Origin of the sequence: Pantoea sp. C8B4, assembly GCF_051336905.1 — a bacterium.
Classification (GTDB): Bacteria; Pseudomonadota; Gammaproteobacteria; order Enterobacterales; family Enterobacteriaceae; genus Pantoea; species Pantoea rwandensis_B.
The window spans coordinates 73,262-91,817 of the sequence record NZ_JBGMNK010000003.1 but is presented as its reverse complement, the minus strand read 5'-3'; the positions used below and the strand labels follow the sequence as shown (position 1 = coordinate 91,817).

The window sequence follows — 18,556 nt, the reverse complement described above, 5'->3', positions numbered from 1 at the left end:
AGGCTAACCAGGATGAACAAAGAGATCTTAGCTGTAGTAGAAGCCGTTTCTAACGAAAAAGCCCTGCCACGTGAGAAAATCTTCGAAGCGCTTGAGAGCGCTTTGGCCACTGCGACTAAAAAGAAGTATGAGCAAGAGATCGAAGTGCGCGTCAGCATTGACCGTCGCAGCGGTGATTTCGATACTTTCCGTCGCTGGCAGATTGTGGAAGAAGTGACACAGCCGACTCGTGAAATTACGCTGGATGCGGCCCGCTTTGAAGATGAAGCGTTCAATCTGGGCGAATACGTTGAAGACCAGATTGAATCTGTCACCTTCGACCGTATCACCACCCAAACCGCCAAGCAGGTTATCGTACAGAAAGTACGTGAAGCTGAGCGCGCGATGGTAGTTGATCAGTTCCGTCAACACGAAGGTGAAATCATCACCGGCGTGGTGAAGAAAGTAAACCGCGACAGTATCTCACTCGATCTGGGCAGCAATGCTGAAGCTGTGATCGGACGTGAAGATATGCTGCCACGTGAAAACTTCCGTCCAGGCGACCGTATTCGCGGCGTGTTATATGCCGTTCGCCCGGAAGCGCGTGGTGCACAGCTGTTTGTCACTCGTTCTAAACCAGAAATGCTGATCGAACTGTTCCGCATTGAGGTGCCAGAAATCGGTGAAGAAGTTATCGAGATCAAAGCGGCTGCGCGCGATCCAGGTTCACGCGCTAAAATCGCGGTGAAAACCAACGATAAACGTATTGATCCGGTAGGCGCTTGTGTGGGTATGCGCGGTGCGCGCGTCCAGGCTGTATCAAGCGAGCTGGGTGGCGAGCGTATCGATATCGTGCTGTGGGACGATAACCCGGCGCAGTTCGTGATTAACGCCATGGCGCCAGCCGATGTGGCGTCAATCGTGGTGGATGAAGACAATCACACCATGGATATCGCTGTTGAAGCCGGTAATCTGGCTCAGGCGATCGGCCGTAACGGCCAAAACGTGCGTCTGGCTTCCCAACTGAGCGGTTGGGAACTGAACGTGATGACCGTCGATGATCTGCAGGCTAAGCATCAGGCTGAAGCCCACGCAGCGATCGATATGTTCACCAAACATCTCGACATCGACGAAGAGTTCGCCACCGTACTGGTGGAAGAGGGCTTCTCTTCGCTGGAAGAATTGGCTTACGTGCCAATCAACGAGTTGCTGGAAATCGACGGCCTCGACGAAGAGACCATTGAAGCCCTGCGTGAACGAGCAAAAAATGCGTTGACCACCCTGGCATTAGCGAAAGAAGAGAGCCTTGGTAATCAGGAGCCCGCTGAGGATCTTCTGAATCTTGAGGGCCTGGATCGTGCGCTGGCGTATCGCCTGGCGTCTAAAGGCGTTTGCACGCTGGAAGATCTCGCTGAGCAAGGTGTTGACGATCTGACAGATATTGAAGGGCTGGATGATGAGAAGGCCGGTGCGCTGATTATGGCTGCACGTAATATCTGCTGGTTCGGCGATGACGCGTAATAACAGGAAGGAACAGCATGACAGATGTAACCGTAAAATCGCTGGCCGCCGAAATTCAGACTCCGGTCGATCGCCTGGTACAGCAATTTGCTGACGCAGGGATCCGCAAGTCTGAAAACGATGCGGTGTCCCAGCAAGAGAAAGAAACCTTACTGTCCCATTTGAATCGTGAGCACGGTCAGACCGGTTCAAGTAAACTGACATTACAGCGCAAAACGCGCAGCACCTTGAATATTCCCGTCACCGGGGGTAAAAGTAAGTCGGTGCAAATCGAAGTCCGCAAAAAACGCACATACGTGAAAGGTGATGCTGAGTCTGAGCAAGCTCAGGCAGAAGCTGAAGCCGAGGCGCAGCGTGAAGCGGAAGAGCAGGCGCGTCGCGAGGCGGAAGAACAAGCCCGTCGCGAAGCTGAACAAAAAGCGCAACGTGAAGCCGAAGATAAAGCCAAGCGCGAAGCCGCTGAAAAGGCCAAGCGTGAAGCAGCGGAAAATGAGAAAGTGACTAATCAACCTACCGATGAAGTAACCAAGGCTGCGCAGTCTGATAAGGCGCGTCGTGAAGCCGAAGCGGCTGATCTGAAACGCAAAGCGGAAGAAGAAGCACGCCGTAAGCTGGAAGAAGACGCTCGCCGTGTGGCAGAAGAAGCCCGCCGCCTGGCTGAAGAGAAATCAGCTGAATGGGAAAAACCAGAGGAAGAAGACAAAGGCGACTACCATGTCACCACTTCCACTCATGCCCGTCAGGCTGAAGACGAAAACGACCGCGAAGTTGAAGGCGGACGTGGACGTGCGCGTACCACCAAAGCAGCGCGCCCAGCCAAAAAAGGCAACAAGCATTCTGAAGCGAAAACTGATCGCGAAGAAGCGCGTGCGCAGTTCCGTGGTGGTAAAGGTGGTAAAAACCGTAAGCCAAGCGCACTGCAGCAGGGCTTCAACAAACCCGTTCAGGCTGTTAACCGTGATGTGATCATCGGCGAAACCATTACTGTTGCCGAACTGGCAAACAAAATGGCGGTGAAAGGCTCACTGGTTATCAAAGCGATGATGAAAATGGGCGCAATGGCGACCATTAACCAAGTCATCGACCAGGAAACAGCCCAGTTGGTTGCGGAAGAAATGGGTCACAAAGTGATCCTGCGCCGCGAGAACGAACTGGAAGAAGCGGTGATGGACGATCGTGATACCGATGCAGCGCAGGAGTCACGCGCTCCGGTGGTCACTATCATGGGTCACGTTGACCATGGTAAAACCTCGCTGCTGGACTATATCCGCTCAACCAAAGTCGCCTCAGGCGAGGCTGGCGGTATTACACAGCATATCGGTGCTTACCACGTTGAAACTGACAACGGTATGGTAACCTTCCTGGATACCCCGGGCCACGCCGCGTTTACCGCGATGCGTGCACGTGGTGCGCAGGCAACGGATATCGTTATTCTGGTGGTTGCTGCCGATGACGGCGTGATGCCACAGACTATCGAAGCCATCCAGCACGCCAAAGCGGCCAAAGTGCCGGTTGTGGTTGCGGTGAACAAGATTGATAAGCCAGAAGCAGACCCGGATCGCGTGAAGAATGAACTGACCCAGTACGGAATCATTCCGGAAGAGTGGGGCGGTGAAAACATGTTCGTTAACGTCTCTGCGAAAGCGGGTACCGGTATTGATGACCTGCTGAATGCGATTCTGCTGCAGGCTGAAGTACTGGAACTGACCGCCATTCGTGAAGGTATGGCGAGCGGCGTGGTTATCGAATCCTTCCTCGACAAAGGTCGTGGCCCGGTTGCGACCGTGCTGGTGCGTGAAGGTACGCTGAACAAAGGCGATATCGTACTGTGCGGCTTCGAATACGGCCGTGTCCGTGCGATGCGTGACGAACTGGGTCGTGAAGTGCTGGAAGCGGGTCCATCCATTCCAGTGGAAATCCTCGGTCTGTCTGGTGTGCCAGCAGCGGGTGATGAAGCGACTGTTGTGCGTGATGAGAAGAAAGCACGTGAAGTTGCACTGTATCGTCAGGGCAAATTCCGCGAAGTGAAACTGGCGCGTCAGCAGAAGTCGAAGTTGGAGAACATGTTCGCCAACATGACCGAAGGCGAAGTGTCCGAGCTGAACATCGTGCTGAAGTCCGACGTACAGGGTTCGGTGGAAGCGATCTCCGACTCGCTGCTGAAACTCTCCACCGACGAAGTGAAGGTGAAGATTATCGGTTCGGGCGTGGGTGGTATCACCGAAACCGACGCGACCCTGGCAGCGGCTTCCAACGCCATCATCCTCGGCTTTAACGTCCGTGCTGACGCTTCTGCGCGTCGCGTGATTGACGCTGAAAACGTGGACCTGCGCTACTACTCCGTTATCTATAATCTGATTGACGAAGTAAAAGCAGCCATGAGCGGCATGCTGGCACCGGAATTCAAACAGCAGATCATTGGTCTGGCCGAAGTGCGTGACGTGTTCAAGTCACCGAAATTTGGCGCCATTGCTGGCTGTATGGTCACCGAAGGCAACATCAAACGTCACAACCCGATTCGCGTACTGCGCGACAACGTGGTGATTTACGAAGGCGAGCTGGAATCTCTGCGTCGCTTTAAAGACGATGTCAACGAAGTGCGTAACGGCATGGAGTGTGGTATCGGCGTGAAGAACTACAACGACGTTCGCGTTGGTGACATGATCGAAGTCTTTGAAGTGATTGAAATTAAACGCACCATCGATTGATCATCACTTGATGTGTTGCAATTTGGGAGGCCTCTGGCCTCCCGAATTATTTGGGAGAAAGAAAAAATGGCAAAAGAATTTGGCCGCCCACAGCGCGTATCTCAGGAACTGCAGAAAGAAATCGCAATTATCCTGCAACGTGAAATTAAAGACCCGCGCCTCGGCATGATGGTAACGGTATCCGGCGTAGAAGTGTCACGCGACCTGGCGTATGCCAAAGTCTTCGTGACCTTTTTGAATGATCAGGATGAAGATGCGGTAAAAAATGGCCTGAAAGCGCTGAAAGAAGCCTCAGGTTATATCCGTATTCTGGTGGGGAAAGCGATGCGTCTGCGTATCGTACCTGAACTGACCTTCTTCTATGACAACTCGCTGATCGAAGGGATGCGCATGTCTAACCTGGTCAGCAACGTGATCAAAAGTGACGTTGAGCGTCGTGGCGAAAGCCCGGCGGAAGATGACAAGGAGGGCTAATGAGTCGTCCTCGTCGTCGCGGTCGCGACGTCCACGGTGTGTTTTTGCTGGATAAGCATCAGGGCGCATCCTCGAACGATGTGCTGCAGAAAGTGAAGCGTCTGTTTCACGCGAACAAAGCGGGTCACACGGGTGCGCTTGATCCCCTGGCAACAGGCATGCTGCCGATCTGCCTCGGTGAAGCGACGAAGTTTTCGCAGTTCCTGCTCGATTCCGATAAACGCTATCGCGTTATTGCCCGCCTCGGCGAGCGTACGGATACCTCAGACGCTGATGGCAATATCGTCGAGACGCGCCCGGTGACCTTCAATCAAGCCCAGCTTGATGCGGCGCTGGAGAGCTTCCGTGGTGACACCTTACAAGTACCCACCATGTTCTCTGCGTTGAAGTACCAGGGCCGCAAGCTGTATGAATACGCGCGTGAAGGCATTACCGTACCGCGTGATGCACGTCCGATCACCGTGTTTGAACTGCAGTTTATTCGCTGGGAAGGGGATGAGCTGGAGCTGGAAATTCACGTTTCCAAGGGCACTTATATTCGCACCATCATCGATGACCTCGGCGAGAAGCTCGGCTGCGGCGCACATGTGATTATGTTGCGTCGTTTGCAGGTGGCGAAGTATCCGATTGATCGCATGATCACCTTTGAGCAGTTGCAGGCGATGGCGGCTGAAGCCAACGCAGCAGAAACGCCAGACTACCGTGCACTGGATGCACTGCTGCTGCCAATGGATAGCCCTGCGGAGGAGTTCCCCATCGTCAATTTGCTGCCCTCTGTCGCCGCTTATTTCAAGCAGGGGATGCCGGTGCAGGTGGCGAATGCGCCTGAACAGGGATTGGTGCGTGTTACCGAAGGTGAAGAACATAAATTTATCGGCATGGCAGAAATCGCTGAGGATGGGCGCGTGGCGCCGCGTCGTCTGGTGGTCGAGTTTCCCGCCTAATCAACACATTCACGTTTGAGCTAACGGCGCATTTGCGTTGCAATCAGGCGAAGAGTAGAATAGCGCGGCTTTTAAAGCGGGCTGCTGAATTAGAGATCGGCACCCAACCATTCATTTATTATTTCGGAGTTTATTATGTCTCTAAGCGTAGAAGCTAAAGCAGAGATCGTTGCTAAATTCGGTCGTGGTGCTAACGACAGCGGTTCAACTGAAGTTCAGGTTGCTCTGCTGACTGCTCAGATTAACCACCTGCAGGGTCACTTCTCTGAGCACAAAAAAGACCATCACAGCCGTCGCGGTCTGCTGCGCATGGTATCTCAGCGTCGTAAGCTGCTGGACTACCTGAAGCGTAAAGACGTTGCACGTTACACCAGCCTGATCGAAACCCTGGGTCTGCGTCGCTAAGTCTGAAGAATCTGATCAACGATGTAGCACATGCACTATGCAGAAAAGCGCATCTGACGATCAGATTTGTGCGAGTTTCGCGAAAAGGGGGCCTTTATGGCCCCTTTTTTCGAGCAATCCGCAGCATTCCGTACCAAACTCATGTATTGTTGCTGAGAGTGATCTTTGCTTGCAGCGTTTCGCGCGGCTAATGAGAGGCTTTACCGCATGAGCGGTTGAAGATTGTCATTAGTCGCGAGGATGCAACTAAAGATCGGTAAACCCCGGCGAGCCAAAGAGCGCTCTGCCCCTCGAATTTAAGGACTTAAATTTTGCTGAACCCGATCGTACGCAAATTCCAATATGGTCAGCATACCGTCACGCTGGAAACCGGCATGATGGCGCGCCAGGCCACTGCAGCAGTTATGGCGAGCATGGACGACACCGCGGTATTCGTGACTGTTGTTGGCCAGAAAAAAACCAAACCAGGTCAGGATTTCTTCCCGCTGACGGTTAACTATCAGGAGCGTACTTACGCTGCTGGTCGTATCCCGGGTAGCTTCTTCCGTCGTGAAGGCCGTCCAAGCGAAGGCGAAACCCTGATTTCTCGTCTGATTGACCGTCCAGTGCGTCCACTGTTCCCGGAAGGTTTCATCAACGAAGTGCAGGTTATTGCGACCGTTGTGTCTGTTAACCCACAGGTTAACCCGGACATTGTTGCGATGATCGGCGCATCTGCCGCGCTGGCGCTGTCAGGCCTGCCATTCAACGGCCCAATCGGTGCAGCACGTGTGGGTTATATCAATGACCAGTACGTTCTGAACCCAACCGCTGATGAAATCAAAACTTCACGTCTGGACCTGGTGGTTGCAGGTACTCAGAACGCGGTTCTGATGGTTGAATCTGAAGCAGAAGTACTGACCGAAGACCAGATGCTGGGCGCGGTGGTGTTCGGCCACGATCAGCAGCAGGTTGTTATCGAAAACATCAACGCACTGGTTGCTGAAGCAGGCAAACCACGTTGGGACTGGCAGCCAGAGCCAGCGAACGATGCACTGATTGCACGTGTTGCTTCACTGGCAGAAGCCGGTATCGCTGATGCTTACCGCATCACTGATAAGCAAGAGCGTTACACTCAGGTTGGCGCAGTTAAAGACGCGACTATCGCTGCCCTTCAGGCTGAAGACGAAACGCTGGATGCTGGCGAAATCGCTGACATCGTTCACGATCTCGAGAAGAGCGTCGTGCGTAGCCGTATCATCCGTGGTGAGCCACGTATCGATGGCCGCGAAAAAGATATGATCCGTGGTCTGGATGTACGTACTGGCGTGCTGCCACGTACTCACGGTTCTTCACTGTTCACCCGTGGTGAAACGCAGGCACTGGTTACCGCAACACTGGGTACCGCCCGTGATGCGCAGAACCTGGATGAGCTGATGGGCGAGCGTACTGACAGCTTCCTGTTCCACTACAACTTCCCTCCGTACTCTGTGGGCGAAACCGGTATGGTTGGCTCACCGAAGCGTCGTGAAATTGGTCACGGCCGTCTGGCGAAGCGTGGCGTGCTGGCAGTGATGCCGAAGCAGGAAGAGTTCCCGTACACCGTACGTGTGGTGTCAGAAATCACTGAATCTAACGGTTCTTCTTCAATGGCTTCCGTGTGTGGTGCTTCTCTGGCACTGATGGACGCAGGCGTACCGATCAAAGCAGCCGTAGCCGGTATCGCGATGGGTCTGGTCAAAGAAGACGAGAACTTCGTGGTTCTGTCTGACATCCTGGGCGATGAAGATCACCTTGGCGATATGGACTTCAAAGTAGCGGGCAGCCGCGACGGTATCACTGCGTTGCAGATGGATATCAAAATTGAAGGTATCACCCGTGAGATCATGCAGGTTGCACTGAATCAGGCTAAGGGCGCGCGTCTGCACATCCTGAGCGTGATGGAGCAGGCCATCAGCACCCCACGTCAGGAAATCTCTGAGTTCGCACCGCGCATTTACACCATCAAGATCAATTCAGACAAGATCAAAGATGTTATCGGTAAAGGCGGTTCTGTTATCCGTGCGCTGACCGAAGAAACCGGCACCACCATCGAAATTGAAGATGATGGTACTGTGAAGATTGCAGCAACCGACGGCAACAAAGCGAAAGAAGCGATTCGTCGTATTGAAGAGATCACCGCTGAAATCGAAGTGGGTCGTATCTACTCTGGTAAAGTGACGCGTATCGTTGATTTCGGTGCCTTTGTGGCAATCGGCGGCGGTAAAGAAGGTCTGGTCCATATCTCTCAGATCGCTGATAAGCGTGTTGAGAAAGTGACCGACTATCTGCAGATGGGTCAGGAAGTTCCAGTGAAAGTGATGGAAGTGGACCGTCAGGGCCGCGTACGCCTGAGCATCAAAGAAGCGACAGAGCAGAAACCAGCGGAAGAAACCCCTGCTGCAACGAATGCATCTGACGCCGAGTAAGCGTTTACTGATTGGCTTCTCCCTGCTCTGCGGGGAGAAGTGTTTGGATCATCGCGAGGGCGGGAATCCTTGTGCACAGCAGGCGGATGACAGGATGGTTATCCCAATGTTTGTATTCGGGAGTGGGAAATGAAGCCTTTTTTGCGCTGGTGTTTTGTTGCGACAGCTATCACGCTGGCAGGATGCAGCAACTCCAATTGGCGTAAGAACGAAGTTCTGGCAGTACCTTTGCAGCCCACACTGCAGCAAGAGGTGATCCTGGCGCGAATGGAACAAATTCTTGCCAGTCGTGCCCTGACCGATGATGAACGCGCACAGCTATTATATGAGCGCGGAGTGTTGTATGATAGTTTGGGTCTGAGGGCATTAGCGCGGAACGATTTCTCGCAAGCGCTGTCTATAAGACCGGATATGCCTGAGGTGTTTAACTACCTCGGTATATATTTAACGCAGGCAGGCAATTTTGATGCTGCCTATGAAGCGTTTGATTCTGTACTTGAGCTTGATCCAACTTACAACTATGCGCATTTAAACCGTGGTATCGCCCTCTATTACGGCGGTCGATACAAGTTAGCGCAAGATGATCTGCTGGCGTTTTATCAAGACGATCCTAACGATCCTTTCCGCAGCCTTTGGCTCTATCTCGTTGAAAGCGATATGGACGCCGACAAGGCCAAAGTCACGCTGAGACAGCGACATGACAAAGCGGTCCGGGACCAATGGGGATGGAATATTGTCGAGTTCTACCTTGGCGACATCAGTGAAAAAACGCTGATGGAACGTCTCAAGGCGGACGCAACGGATAACACCTCGCTCGCTGAACATCTCAGTGAAACCAACTTCTATTTAGGTAAGTACTACCTAAGTCTGGGGGAGAAGGACGACGCGAAAGCGTTGTTCAAACTGGCGGTCGCTAACAATGTTAACAACTTTGTTGAGCACCGATACGCATTGTTGGAACTGGCGCAACTCGGCCAGACACAAGACGATTTATCAGAATCTGACCAGCAATAGCTGACGAACTTTTATTGCCTGAATACTTGTAAAGTCATCATCTTCGAGGTGAGGGCTTTTCTGTTCGTCAAAACTTCTAATTTGAGCCGGTTCACACTTTTTGATGAAAATGACTGAAAATTTTCACGACGAGTTATGTAGACTGGCCGCCGCAATCTAAGAGGCACGTGTACTACATGACTGATATTCAAACCACTTTTTCTGACCTTGGCCTGAACGCTGACATCCTCGAATCACTGAATGGTATGGGCTACGAAAAGCCATCCCCAATCCAGGCTGAGTGTATTCCTCACCTGCTGGCGGGCCGTGATGTGCTGGGTATGGCGCAGACCGGGAGTGGTAAAACAGCGGCATTCTCCCTGCCGTTACTGAACAACATTGATCCAACTGTCCGCGCACCACAGATTCTGGTGCTGGCTCCAACCCGTGAACTGGCTGTTCAGGTTGCTGAAGCCATGACGGAATTCTCTAAACACATGCGTGGCGTGAACGTGGTTGCCCTGTACGGCGGCCAGCGTTATGACGTTCAGCTGCGCGCACTGCGCCAGGGACCACAGGTTGTCGTAGGTACGCCTGGTCGTCTGCTGGATCACCTGAAACGCGGCACGTTAGATCTGTCTAACCTGCGCGGCCTGGTGCTGGACGAAGCTGATGAAATGCTGCGTATGGGCTTCATCGAAGACGTTGAAACCATCATGGCGCAGATCCCAGACGGTCATCAGACCGCGCTGTTCTCAGCGACCATGCCAGAAGCGATTCGTCGTATCACCAAACGCTTCATGAAAGATCCACAGGAAGTGCGCATTCAGTCAAGCCTGACCACGCGTCCTGACATTTCTCAGTCTTACTGGACCGCTTACGGCCGTAAAACTGACGCGCTGGTGCGTTTCCTGGAAGCGGAAGACTTCGATGCTGCCATCATCTTCGTGCGTACCAAAAACGCCACGCTGGAAGTGGCTGAAGCGCTGGAGCGCAGCGGCTATAACAGCGCAGCACTGAACGGTGACATGAACCAGGCTCTGCGTGAGCAGACACTGGAGCGCCTGAAAGATGGTCGTCTGGACATCCTGATCGCAACCGACGTTGCAGCACGTGGTCTGGACGTTGAGCGTATCAGCCTGGTTGTTAACTATGACATCCCAATGGATGCTGAGTCTTACGTTCACCGTATCGGCCGTACTGGTCGTGCAGGTCGTGCGGGCCGTGCGCTGCTGTTCGTTGAGAACCGCGAGCGTCGTCTGCTGCGTAACATCGAACGCACCATGAAGCTGACTATTCCAGAAGTTGAACTGCCAAACGCAGAGCTGCTGAGCGAGCGCCGTCTGGCTAAATTCGCCGCCAAAGTACAGCTGCAGCTGGAAAGCAGCGATCTGGATATGTACCGTGCACTGCTGAGCAAAATGCAGCCGGGCGAAGATCTGGATCTCGAAACACTGGCCGCAGCACTGCTGAAAATGGCACAGGGCGAGCGTCCACTGATTCTGCCACCAGAAGCACCACGCCCACCACGTCGTGAGTTCCGCGACCGTGATGATCGTCGTGATTCTCGTGACTCACGTGGTCCACGCGAAAGCCGTGGCGATCGCGGTGACCGTGATGGCGCTCCACGTCGTGAACGTCGTGACGTTGGCGAAATGCAGCTGTACCGCATTGAAGTGGGCCGTGATGATGGTGTTGAAGTTCGTCATATCGTGGGCGCGATCGCTAACGAAGGTGACATCAGCAGCCGTTACATCGGTAACATCAAGCTGTTTGGTACCCACTCAACTATCGAGCTGCCAAAAGGTATGCCGGGCGAAGTTCTGCAACACTTCACTCGCACGCGCATTCTGAACAAGCCGATGAACATGCAGTTGATGGGTGATGCTCCTGCGTTCGAGCGTAGCGAACGTCGTCCAGGCGGTCGTGATGGTGAGCGTCGTGGTAATGGCGCACCGCGTCGCTTCTCTGAGCGTCGTGAAGGTGGTCGTGACTCAGGCCGTGAAGGCGGACGCTTCAGCCGTGAAGGCGGTCGTGGCCCACGTCCAGAAGGTGCTTCTACACCACGTCGTCGTGACGCTTAAGCGATAAACGCTTAAAAATAAAAAGGGACGCCACGGCGTCCCTTTTTTTATGTTCGTAAATCAAACGTTACACGCCGCCGGCAATCAACACCCGCTCTCCACTGACGTAGGCTGACTCTTCTGATGCCAGAAACAGGGCAACCTGCGCCACATCTTCCGGCAGACCAAATCGTCCTAACGGCGTAGCAGCGATCAGTTTCGCTTTGACATCCGGATTCATCTTCTTCGCGGCCAGCAAGCCTTCAGTCAGGATAATGCCCGGTGCCAGCGCATTGACGCGAATATTCCGTGGGCCCAGCTCACGCGCCAGGCCCTGGGTTAAGGTATCAATCGCCCCTTTGGTCGCTGCCCATAACACCGAGCCGGGTGTGCTGCGTTGGCTGTTAAGGGCGCTCAGGTTAATGATGGTGCCCCCGCGAGCCGGGAAATGTTTCGCCGCCTGCTGGCAGACCAGTAACGTGCCCAATACATTTACATTGAGCTGCTGCTGCATTTCACTGAGGCTGAGTTCGGCGAAATCGCCGTGATGGAAAATACCGGCATTGTTGACCACGATATCCGGTGCGCCAAACTGCTCGATGCTGCGCGCGAATAAACGCTGCACATCGGCCTCGCGGGAGATATCTGCTTGTACTGCAATGGCATCGCTGCCCAGCTCGCAGATGTCCGTGACCACATCTGCCGCACCCGCTTCATCCTGGCGGTAATTAACAATGACGCGAGCGCCGGCCGCCGCGAAAGTCATAGCAATGGCGGCGCCAATGCCTTTCGAGGCGCCCGTCACCAGCGCGATTTTGCCTTCAAGTGCTTTCATTGTGTTTCTCCACCTGAGAATTCGGGGAAGGGTAAGCATGCGCTGTCCCTACAATTTTGCGGTAGCGCAATCCTGCAAGCTTTTTGCACAATCCTGCAAATGTGCTGTGCAGGGACTAGGCGTAACGCAAGCGAAAGGCGAGAATGCGGGGACAGTGATCACTCATCACGGAGTGCGCAACGCATGATTCATCAGGAACAGTGGCAGCAGTTGGTGGCGATGATCGCTCGCCATACCCCCGAAGATGGCCGCCACTTCAGCCCCATCGATTTTCTCTCTTTTGGCCGAAGCTCCAAACCCACGAGCTTGTCGCACATTGCCACCTGGGCCAGTTTTGCACTGGTGGCGCAAGGGCAAAAAGCATTGCGCATGGGTGAAGACGTGATGCATTACGGACCGGGCGATCTGCTGTTAGTGACGCTGGATATGCCTGTGCAATCCTGCGTGGTGCAGGCTACGGAGGAAAAACCGAATCTGGGCGTCGGAATCACCATCAACGAAACGCGCCTGATGCACTACCTCGAACATTTCCCGCTGCAGCAGATTGGCGCAACGGTAACCAATGAACGTGGGATTACGGTACACAAAGTGGCGCCGCCACTGGTCGATGCCGTGATCCGCCTGATTGAGTTGCTGGATCAGCCCCAGGATATTCCGGCGTTGGCACCGTTAATTGAACAGGAAATTTTCTATCGACTCCTCACCGGTCCGGAAGGGCCGCGCATTCTCAACATGGCGTTGACGGAACGGCCGGGCAACAAAGTGGCGCGCGCGGCACGCTGGCTACGCGAAAACTTTCATCAGCCGCTTAAGATGGATCAGCTGGCCAGCAGCGTGGGCATGAGTATTTCATCGCTGCACCATCACTTCAAATCGGTCACAGCTATGACGCCGATGCAGTATCAAAAGCAGCTGCGTCTTAACGAAGCGCGGCGTCTGATGCTGATTGATAAGTTAGATGCGGGAACCGCAGGGTATCGCGTGGGGTACCAGAGTGCTTCACAGTTTAGCCGCGAATACAGCCGCTTTTACGGGCAATCGCCAGCGCGGGATGTGCGCATGGTCGCAGTGGGGCCAGAAGGCCTGTCCCCACCTCAGTAAGCTTTACAGTGAACGAGCGGCTTCCATGGTCAGCGCGAACGAGCGCAGGCGGGCTTGCGGATCGAAAATCTGGCCATTAACCATGATTTCATCGGCCTGCGTTTCACGTATCAGTGCAGCCAGTCCCTGACGCACTTTATCGCTGTCACCGACAATCGACATGCTCAACGCCTGCTGTACACCGTACTGCTCTGATGGCGACCACAGGTTGTCCATGTTCTCGACCGGTGCAGGCAGCGGGCCGGGTTTGCCACGGCGCAGATTAATAAATTGCTGCTGCATCGAGGTAAACAGGAAGCGCGCATCGCGCTCGCTATCCGCCGCGACCACGTTGACGCACACCATGGCATACGGTTTGGCCAGACGCGCTGAAGGCTTGAATTTCTCACGATAGAGATGCAGTGCCTGGAATAACAGATCCGGTGCAAAGTGGGAAGCAAAGGCGAACGGCAGGCCGAGCTGCGCGGCCAGCTGTGCGCTGTAGAGGCTGGAACCCAACAGCCAGACAGGAATTTTCAAGCCTAAACCCGGCACTGGCTGCACTGGCGGATGTTCACCCTCTTCGGCATCAAACCAACGAATCAGTTCTGCCACATCTTCCGGGAAGCTATCCGCCTGGGCGCTGGAGAGATGGCGGCGCAGCGCGAGCATGGTGCGCTGGTCAGAACCCGGTGCACGGCCCAGCCCTAAATCAATACGGCCAGGGTATAACGATTCGAGCGTACCAAACTGTTCAGCGATCACCAGCGGTGCGTGGTTGGGCAGCATAATACCGCCAGATCCGAGGCGCAGAGTTTCGGTATTCGCGGCCAGATAGCCAATCAACACGGAGGTTGCCGCACTGGCGATACCGGTCATGTTGTGGTGCTCAGCAAGCCAGTAACGATGGAAACCAAGGGCTTCAGATTGACGCGCCAGCGCCAGCGAATTGTGGAAAGCTTCGCGCGCAGCAGAACCTTGCGGGATAGGTGCAAGATCCAGTACGGACAGGCGAACTGTTTTTTTCTCAGACATGGGCACTCCAGATAAGGATGGCGCAGGTGTTATCAGACCTGCGCCAGTCAGTATTACGCATCATTACCCATATTAAAACTGCTATTAACAGCAGGAATATAGCCGGAATGTGCCTTTAGCGTCCGCCTTCAAGCGCCATACCGGCCAAACGACGCCAGTAACCATTGCAGTCACTGCCGCGCGCCATCATCAGCGGCGCTTCGCCGGCTTCGTTCGCGCGGAAGCGATCGACCTCTGCCAGCGTAGTTTCATCCTGCGGCGAGAGGCGCACGATGTCGATCCAGTTATGCATACCGGCCAAATCGTTACCGAGGTTATAGCAGTAGCCGCTCATGGTCTGGATACCATTCAACACAAACACCTGCTGGCCCTCCTGCGACAGCACACGGCGGCCGGTAGGATAGTTAATACAGCAAGTCTGGCAGTCATCTTTGGCGCGATTTTCGGAACGGGCGGTAAAGCAGCGTGCTGACAGCGCCAGTGGCAGATGGCCATAGCCGATCACTTCCACTTCAAACTTGTCGCGCAGGCCTGCGGCATTGCACTGCTGCAATAGCTGAATCAGCCAGTCGCGCGACATCTCAACCGGCAAACACCAGCGCGTCATACCTTCTTTCAGCAGCAGCTGCAGTGTTTGTGCGTTGTAGACGTTAAGCGTCGGCCCGGCGACAAACGGCAGCTTACGCTCGGCTGCCATGTTAACGGTGCCGATGTCGTTGGCTTCCAGCAAAAATTCCCCGTTCTCCACATAACGCCGCAGCTCTTTGACTTCCGAAGGTGACTGCAACAGCGCCAGCGTGCTGAGCACCACTTGTTTGCCGTGTTGTGCCAGATGACGGCCTAATTCCATCCATTGCTGGAATGGGGTCGCACGTCGTTTACTGCATACCGCTTCGCCGAGGTAGATGATGTCAGCAGAGCTGTCGGCTGCCTGCTGATAAAAGTGTTCCAGCGTCTCCGTTGGCCAGTACCACAGCACCGGCCCGATGGCATATTTCATAGCGTCTCCTCACTGCCAGCTGCGGTGATAGGCACCGAGCGTGGTCTGGCTACCTTCAGAAAGTTCGCCCAGCGCGCGCATCCAGGGTTCCTGCACCGCGAATTGCTCGGGTGAGGCCATGCAGCGATCAATCGCCTGGCGCCACACTTTTGCTACTTGCGCCACATAAGCCGGACTGCGTTGGCGGCCTTCAATTTTTACCGAAGCAATATTGGCGCGTAGCAACTCCGGCAACAGCGATAAGGTGTTCAGGCTGGTGGGTTCTTCCAGCACGTGATAGCGCTGGTCATCCACTTCATAGCGCCCTTTACACAGAGTGGGATAACCGGCGCTCTCATCGGCGCTGTAACGATCAATCAGCACTTCATTCAGGCGTGATTCCATTCCCTGCGGCGTCTGCTGCCAGCGCACGAATTTTGCCGGCGAGCAGGCACCCGCACTGTTGGGTGATTCTCCCGTCAGCCAGGAGGAGAGATAGCAACGGCCTTCCGCCATAATGCACAGGCTGCCAAAGGCAAACACTTCCAGCGGCACCGGTGTCTCACGCGCCAGCTGTTTCACCTGATGCATCGACAGTACGCGCGGCAACACCACGCGGCTGAGATCGAAATGGCGATGGTAAAAGTGGATGGCCTGTAAATTTGTGGCCGAAGCTTGCACGGAAAGATGGCGTTCCACCTGCGGATAACGCTGCGCGGCATACTCCAGCGTGGCGATATCGGCGAGAATCAAGGCATCTGCGCCGTTCTGCGCCGCCACATCAATGGCCGTTTGCCAGCGATTCATCCCATCAGGATGGGCAAAGGTATTGATGGCCACGTGCAGCTTGCGGCGGTGCTGGTGCAGGAAGCGTGCCGCTTCTGCCAGCTTCTTGTCAGTAAAATTAAGGCCAGCAAAGTGGCGGGCATTGGTGTCATCTTTCAAACCGACATACACTGCATCGGCGCCATGCTCCACCGCCGATTTCAGCGCAGGTAAATTCCCCGCTGGACACAGCAGTTCCATACATTTCCTCCCCCCGAATTCCGAAGCGTTAAAGTGTAGGGAAGGCGACAGGCGTGAATGTTGATTTAAGGCAGTGAAAGCGTCACTCAGCATGCAGAGTGAAGGTTATTTAATCAATTGTTCAGCGATTTCCTTGATCTCAGTGGAGGCGAGGGCGCCTGGATGTGGCAATATAGGTAAAATTTTCTGAAGGGATTGTTGATGATGTTTTCGCGCTTACGCGGCCTGATGGTGAAAAAAGGCCCAGAATTCCTTGCCTTACCTGTTTCACTCACCCCATTCCCTGTAAAAAAAGTGGTTTTGCAACAACTCTTAAACTGGCAATTTCGTCATGCTTTGTCTGAAGGTGAGTTAGACTTTCTGGAAGGGCGCTTTCTGGGGATTGAGATTGCAGATGTGAATCTGTGCTGGATCACCACCTTGCAGAATGGACGCCTGACCGTTTCACGCGACGCCGAGGCAGATGTCTGGTTCCGCGGTGAAGCCAACGACTTGTTGCTGGTGGCAGCACGCAAAGCAGACCCCGATATGTTGTTCTTTCAACGCCGTCTGGTGATTGAGGGCGACACGGAGCTGGGTTTGGAGGTGAAGAATTTGATGGATGCCATTGAACTGGAGGCCATGCCCACGCCTTTGCGCACGGGGTTGCAGCAGCTGGCTGCCTTTGTTGAGGCAGGAATGAAACAGGACGCGGAGGCCGCTGAGGCGCGCGCGGGGATCTCATGTTAATTCGTACTGAAATTGGTGTAGATGCGGCGGGCATCGACACGTTATTGAAGCGCAGTTTTGCGACCTCCGCCGAGGCTGAACTGGTGCAGCAGCTACGTGAAGATGGTCTGTTAACGCTGGGTGTGGTGGCCACGGACGATGAAGGGCAGGTGTTGGGTTATGCCGCCTTTAGCCCGGTGACCTTGCAAGGTGAAGACCGCAACTGGGTGGCGCTGGCGCCGCTGGCGGTAGATGAATCCGTTCGTAAGCGGGGCATTGCCAAACAGCTGGTGTATGAAGGGCTCGATTCCCTGAACGAGTTCAGCTACAGCGCGGTGGTGGTCTTGGGCGATCCCGAATTCTACAACCCATTGGGCTTCGAACCGGCGGCCCGTCATGGCTTGCACTGTCGCTGGCTGGGCAGTGAAGCGGCGTTTCAGGTATACAAGTTAGCGGATGATGCGTTTACGGGCGCAGAAGGGCTGATCGCATTCGCTGAACCTTTTAATCGTTTCGATTAAACCATGCGTTCAGGCATGCAGGCTGCTGTGCAACCAGCAGCAGCTTTTGCGTGCGGCTGAGCTGCTTCACCTGATATTCCAGGCGCGAAGCGGCCGCGCGATCGCCGGCATCACAGTTAAACACCAGCGTCAGCGGACCCTTGCCACGCAATGCGCGTGCACCTTTTCCGCTCTGATGTTGCTGCAGGCGACGATGCACATCGGTGGTAATGCCGGTGTAAATCATCCCGGCGGCGGTTTGCAGCATGTAAAGCTGCCAGCCCTGTTGCATATATGACTTTTCCTGTTCGATGGCTGTTGGGCAGTGTAGCGCGCTTAGGTTAACCTCGCTATGTGCCGCATGGAGTTGCATTGTGTCTGACCATTCTCATCTTATTCGCTATCTCAAAAAACAGCGTGCCCTGTCATTGTGCGCCAGTCATGGCGACGATCTGTGGTGTGCAAACTGCTTTTACGTCTTCGATGAAACGCGTATGGCATTTTGGTTGATGACCGAACCCGATACGCGACACGGCACCCTAATGCAAGCCCATCCGCGCGTGGCGGGCACGGTTAACGGCCAGCCGAAAACCGTGTTGCTAATCAAAGGCGTGCAATACAGTGGCCGAATTCAGCGGCTAAATGGCGAGCGTGAAGCCCAGGCGCGCCACGCTTACCAGAACCGTTTTCCGATTGCCCGCAAGGTTCAGGCACCATTATGGGAAATCACGCTGGATGAAGTGAAGATGACCGACAACGCGCTGGGTTTCGGCAAAAAAATTGTCTGGCAGCGAGACAAAACCGGCGAAAGTTAAATGTCCGCGCTCGATCAAACTTACGCTAACTTTGCGTAGCAGAT

At 54.4% G+C, this 18,556-nt stretch carries 18 protein-coding genes; 13 read left to right on the top strand and 5 right to left on the bottom strand.

Translation table 11 applies throughout. From position 1 onward, the window contains the following. Positions 1 to 12 precede the first annotated feature (12 nt). From nusA to ACCW76_RS05030, 9 genes are all read left to right on the top strand, one after another. Positions 13 to 1,500: a transcription termination factor NusA gene (nusA, locus tag ACCW76_RS05070; RefSeq protein ID WP_034826526.1), complete on the top strand. Its 1,488-nt coding sequence runs from the start codon at positions 13 to 15 to the stop codon at positions 1,498 to 1,500. Between the two features lie 17 nt (positions 1,501 to 1,517). Further along, positions 1,518 to 4,208, top strand: a complete 2,691-nt coding sequence (infB, locus tag ACCW76_RS05065; protein ID WP_034826524.1) for a translation initiation factor IF-2 — start codon at positions 1,518 to 1,520, stop codon at positions 4,206 to 4,208. A gap of 66 nt (positions 4,209 to 4,274) precedes the next feature. Continuing rightward, entirely contained in the window at positions 4,275 to 4,682 is a 408-nt protein-coding gene (rbfA, locus tag ACCW76_RS05060) for a 30S ribosome-binding factor RbfA (RefSeq protein WP_436337945.1), read from the top strand. Next, complete coding sequence (truB, locus tag ACCW76_RS05055; RefSeq protein ID WP_436337944.1) at positions 4,682 to 5,626, top strand: tRNA pseudouridine(55) synthase TruB; 945 nt, start codon at positions 4,682 to 4,684, stop codon at positions 5,624 to 5,626. Before rbfA ends, truB begins: the two co-directional genes overlap by 1 nt. Positions 5,627 to 5,761: 135 nt before the next feature. Further along, positions 5,762 to 6,031, top strand: a complete 270-nt coding sequence (gene rpsO / locus ACCW76_RS05050) for a 30S ribosomal protein S15 (RefSeq protein WP_034826514.1) — start codon at positions 5,762 to 5,764, stop codon at positions 6,029 to 6,031. Between the two features lie 311 nt (positions 6,032 to 6,342). Continuing rightward, positions 6,343 to 8,478, top strand: coding sequence for a polyribonucleotide nucleotidyltransferase (gene pnp / locus ACCW76_RS05045; RefSeq protein WP_436337942.1), 2,136 nt, complete (start codon positions 6,343 to 6,345; stop codon positions 8,476 to 8,478). 129 nt (positions 8,479 to 8,607) lie between these two features. After that, entirely contained in the window at positions 8,608 to 9,492 is an 885-nt protein-coding gene (nlpI, locus tag ACCW76_RS05040; protein WP_008104288.1) for a lipoprotein NlpI, read from the top strand. 103 nt (positions 9,493 to 9,595) lie between these two features. After that, a complete protein-coding gene (yrbN, locus tag ACCW76_RS05035; RefSeq protein ID WP_100229640.1) occupies positions 9,596 to 9,652 on the top strand; it encodes a protein YrbN in 57 nt (18 codons plus the stop codon). Between the two features lie 16 nt (positions 9,653 to 9,668). Next, positions 9,669 to 11,555 (top strand): DEAD/DEAH family ATP-dependent RNA helicase, encoded by a 1,887-nt coding sequence (locus ACCW76_RS05030; RefSeq protein WP_436337941.1) that lies wholly within the window; start codon positions 9,669 to 9,671, stop codon positions 11,553 to 11,555. Between the two features lie 67 nt (positions 11,556 to 11,622). On the opposite strand, the gene ACCW76_RS05025 is transcribed toward ACCW76_RS05030, so the two are convergent. Continuing rightward, positions 11,623 to 12,369, bottom strand: a complete 747-nt coding sequence (locus ACCW76_RS05025) for an SDR family NAD(P)-dependent oxidoreductase (RefSeq protein WP_038649403.1) — start codon at positions 12,367 to 12,369, stop codon at positions 11,623 to 11,625. Between the two features lie 183 nt (positions 12,370 to 12,552). Here ACCW76_RS05025 and ACCW76_RS05020 point away from each other — a divergent pair, with 183 nt between their 5' ends. Next, positions 12,553 to 13,470, top strand: coding sequence for an AraC family transcriptional regulator (locus ACCW76_RS05020; RefSeq protein WP_167139467.1), 918 nt, complete (start codon positions 12,553 to 12,555; stop codon positions 13,468 to 13,470). A 3-nt stretch (positions 13,471 to 13,473) separates the two neighbouring features. Here the strand turns inward: ACCW76_RS05020 and ACCW76_RS05015 are convergent, their stop codons facing one another. The 3 genes from ACCW76_RS05015 to ubiU all read right to left on the bottom strand — a co-directional run bounded on the left by ACCW76_RS05015 (position 13,474) and on the right by ubiU (position 16,489). Next, complete coding sequence (locus ACCW76_RS05015; RefSeq protein WP_436337939.1) at positions 13,474 to 14,484, bottom strand: luciferase-like monooxygenase; 1,011 nt, start codon at positions 14,482 to 14,484, stop codon at positions 13,474 to 13,476. 115 nt (positions 14,485 to 14,599) lie between these two features. After that, positions 14,600 to 15,484, bottom strand: a complete 885-nt coding sequence (locus ACCW76_RS05010; protein WP_045833002.1) for a U32 family peptidase — start codon at positions 15,482 to 15,484, stop codon at positions 14,600 to 14,602. A gap of 9 nt (positions 15,485 to 15,493) precedes the next feature. Beyond that, complete coding sequence (ubiU, locus tag ACCW76_RS05005) at positions 15,494 to 16,489, bottom strand: ubiquinone anaerobic biosynthesis protein UbiU (protein ID WP_038649392.1); 996 nt, start codon at positions 16,487 to 16,489, stop codon at positions 15,494 to 15,496. 204 nt (positions 16,490 to 16,693) lie between these two features. Here ubiU and ubiT point away from each other — a divergent pair, with 204 nt between their 5' ends. Beyond that, positions 16,694 to 17,218, top strand: coding sequence for a ubiquinone anaerobic biosynthesis accessory factor UbiT (gene ubiT, locus ACCW76_RS05000; RefSeq protein WP_436338048.1), 525 nt, complete (start codon positions 16,694 to 16,696; stop codon positions 17,216 to 17,218). Then, positions 17,212 to 17,718: a GNAT family N-acetyltransferase gene (locus ACCW76_RS04995; protein WP_436337938.1), complete on the top strand. Its 507-nt coding sequence runs from the start codon at positions 17,212 to 17,214 to the stop codon at positions 17,716 to 17,718. The genes ubiT and ACCW76_RS04995 overlap by 7 nt, the downstream gene beginning before the upstream one ends. Here the strand turns inward: ACCW76_RS04995 and ACCW76_RS04990 are convergent. After that, the gene (locus ACCW76_RS04990; protein WP_038649386.1) at positions 17,702 to 17,989 is read right to left on the bottom strand and encodes a GIY-YIG nuclease family protein; all 288 of its coding nucleotides are present in this window, start codon (positions 17,987 to 17,989) and stop codon (positions 17,702 to 17,704) included. The genes ACCW76_RS04995 and ACCW76_RS04990 overlap by 17 nt on opposite strands. Before the next feature lie 82 nt (positions 17,990 to 18,071). Between ACCW76_RS04990 and ACCW76_RS04985 the strand changes: the two genes are divergently transcribed. Then, complete coding sequence (locus ACCW76_RS04985) at positions 18,072 to 18,512, top strand: YhbP family protein (protein WP_436337936.1); 441 nt, start codon at positions 18,072 to 18,074, stop codon at positions 18,510 to 18,512. Positions 18,513 to 18,556 lie beyond the last annotated feature (44 nt).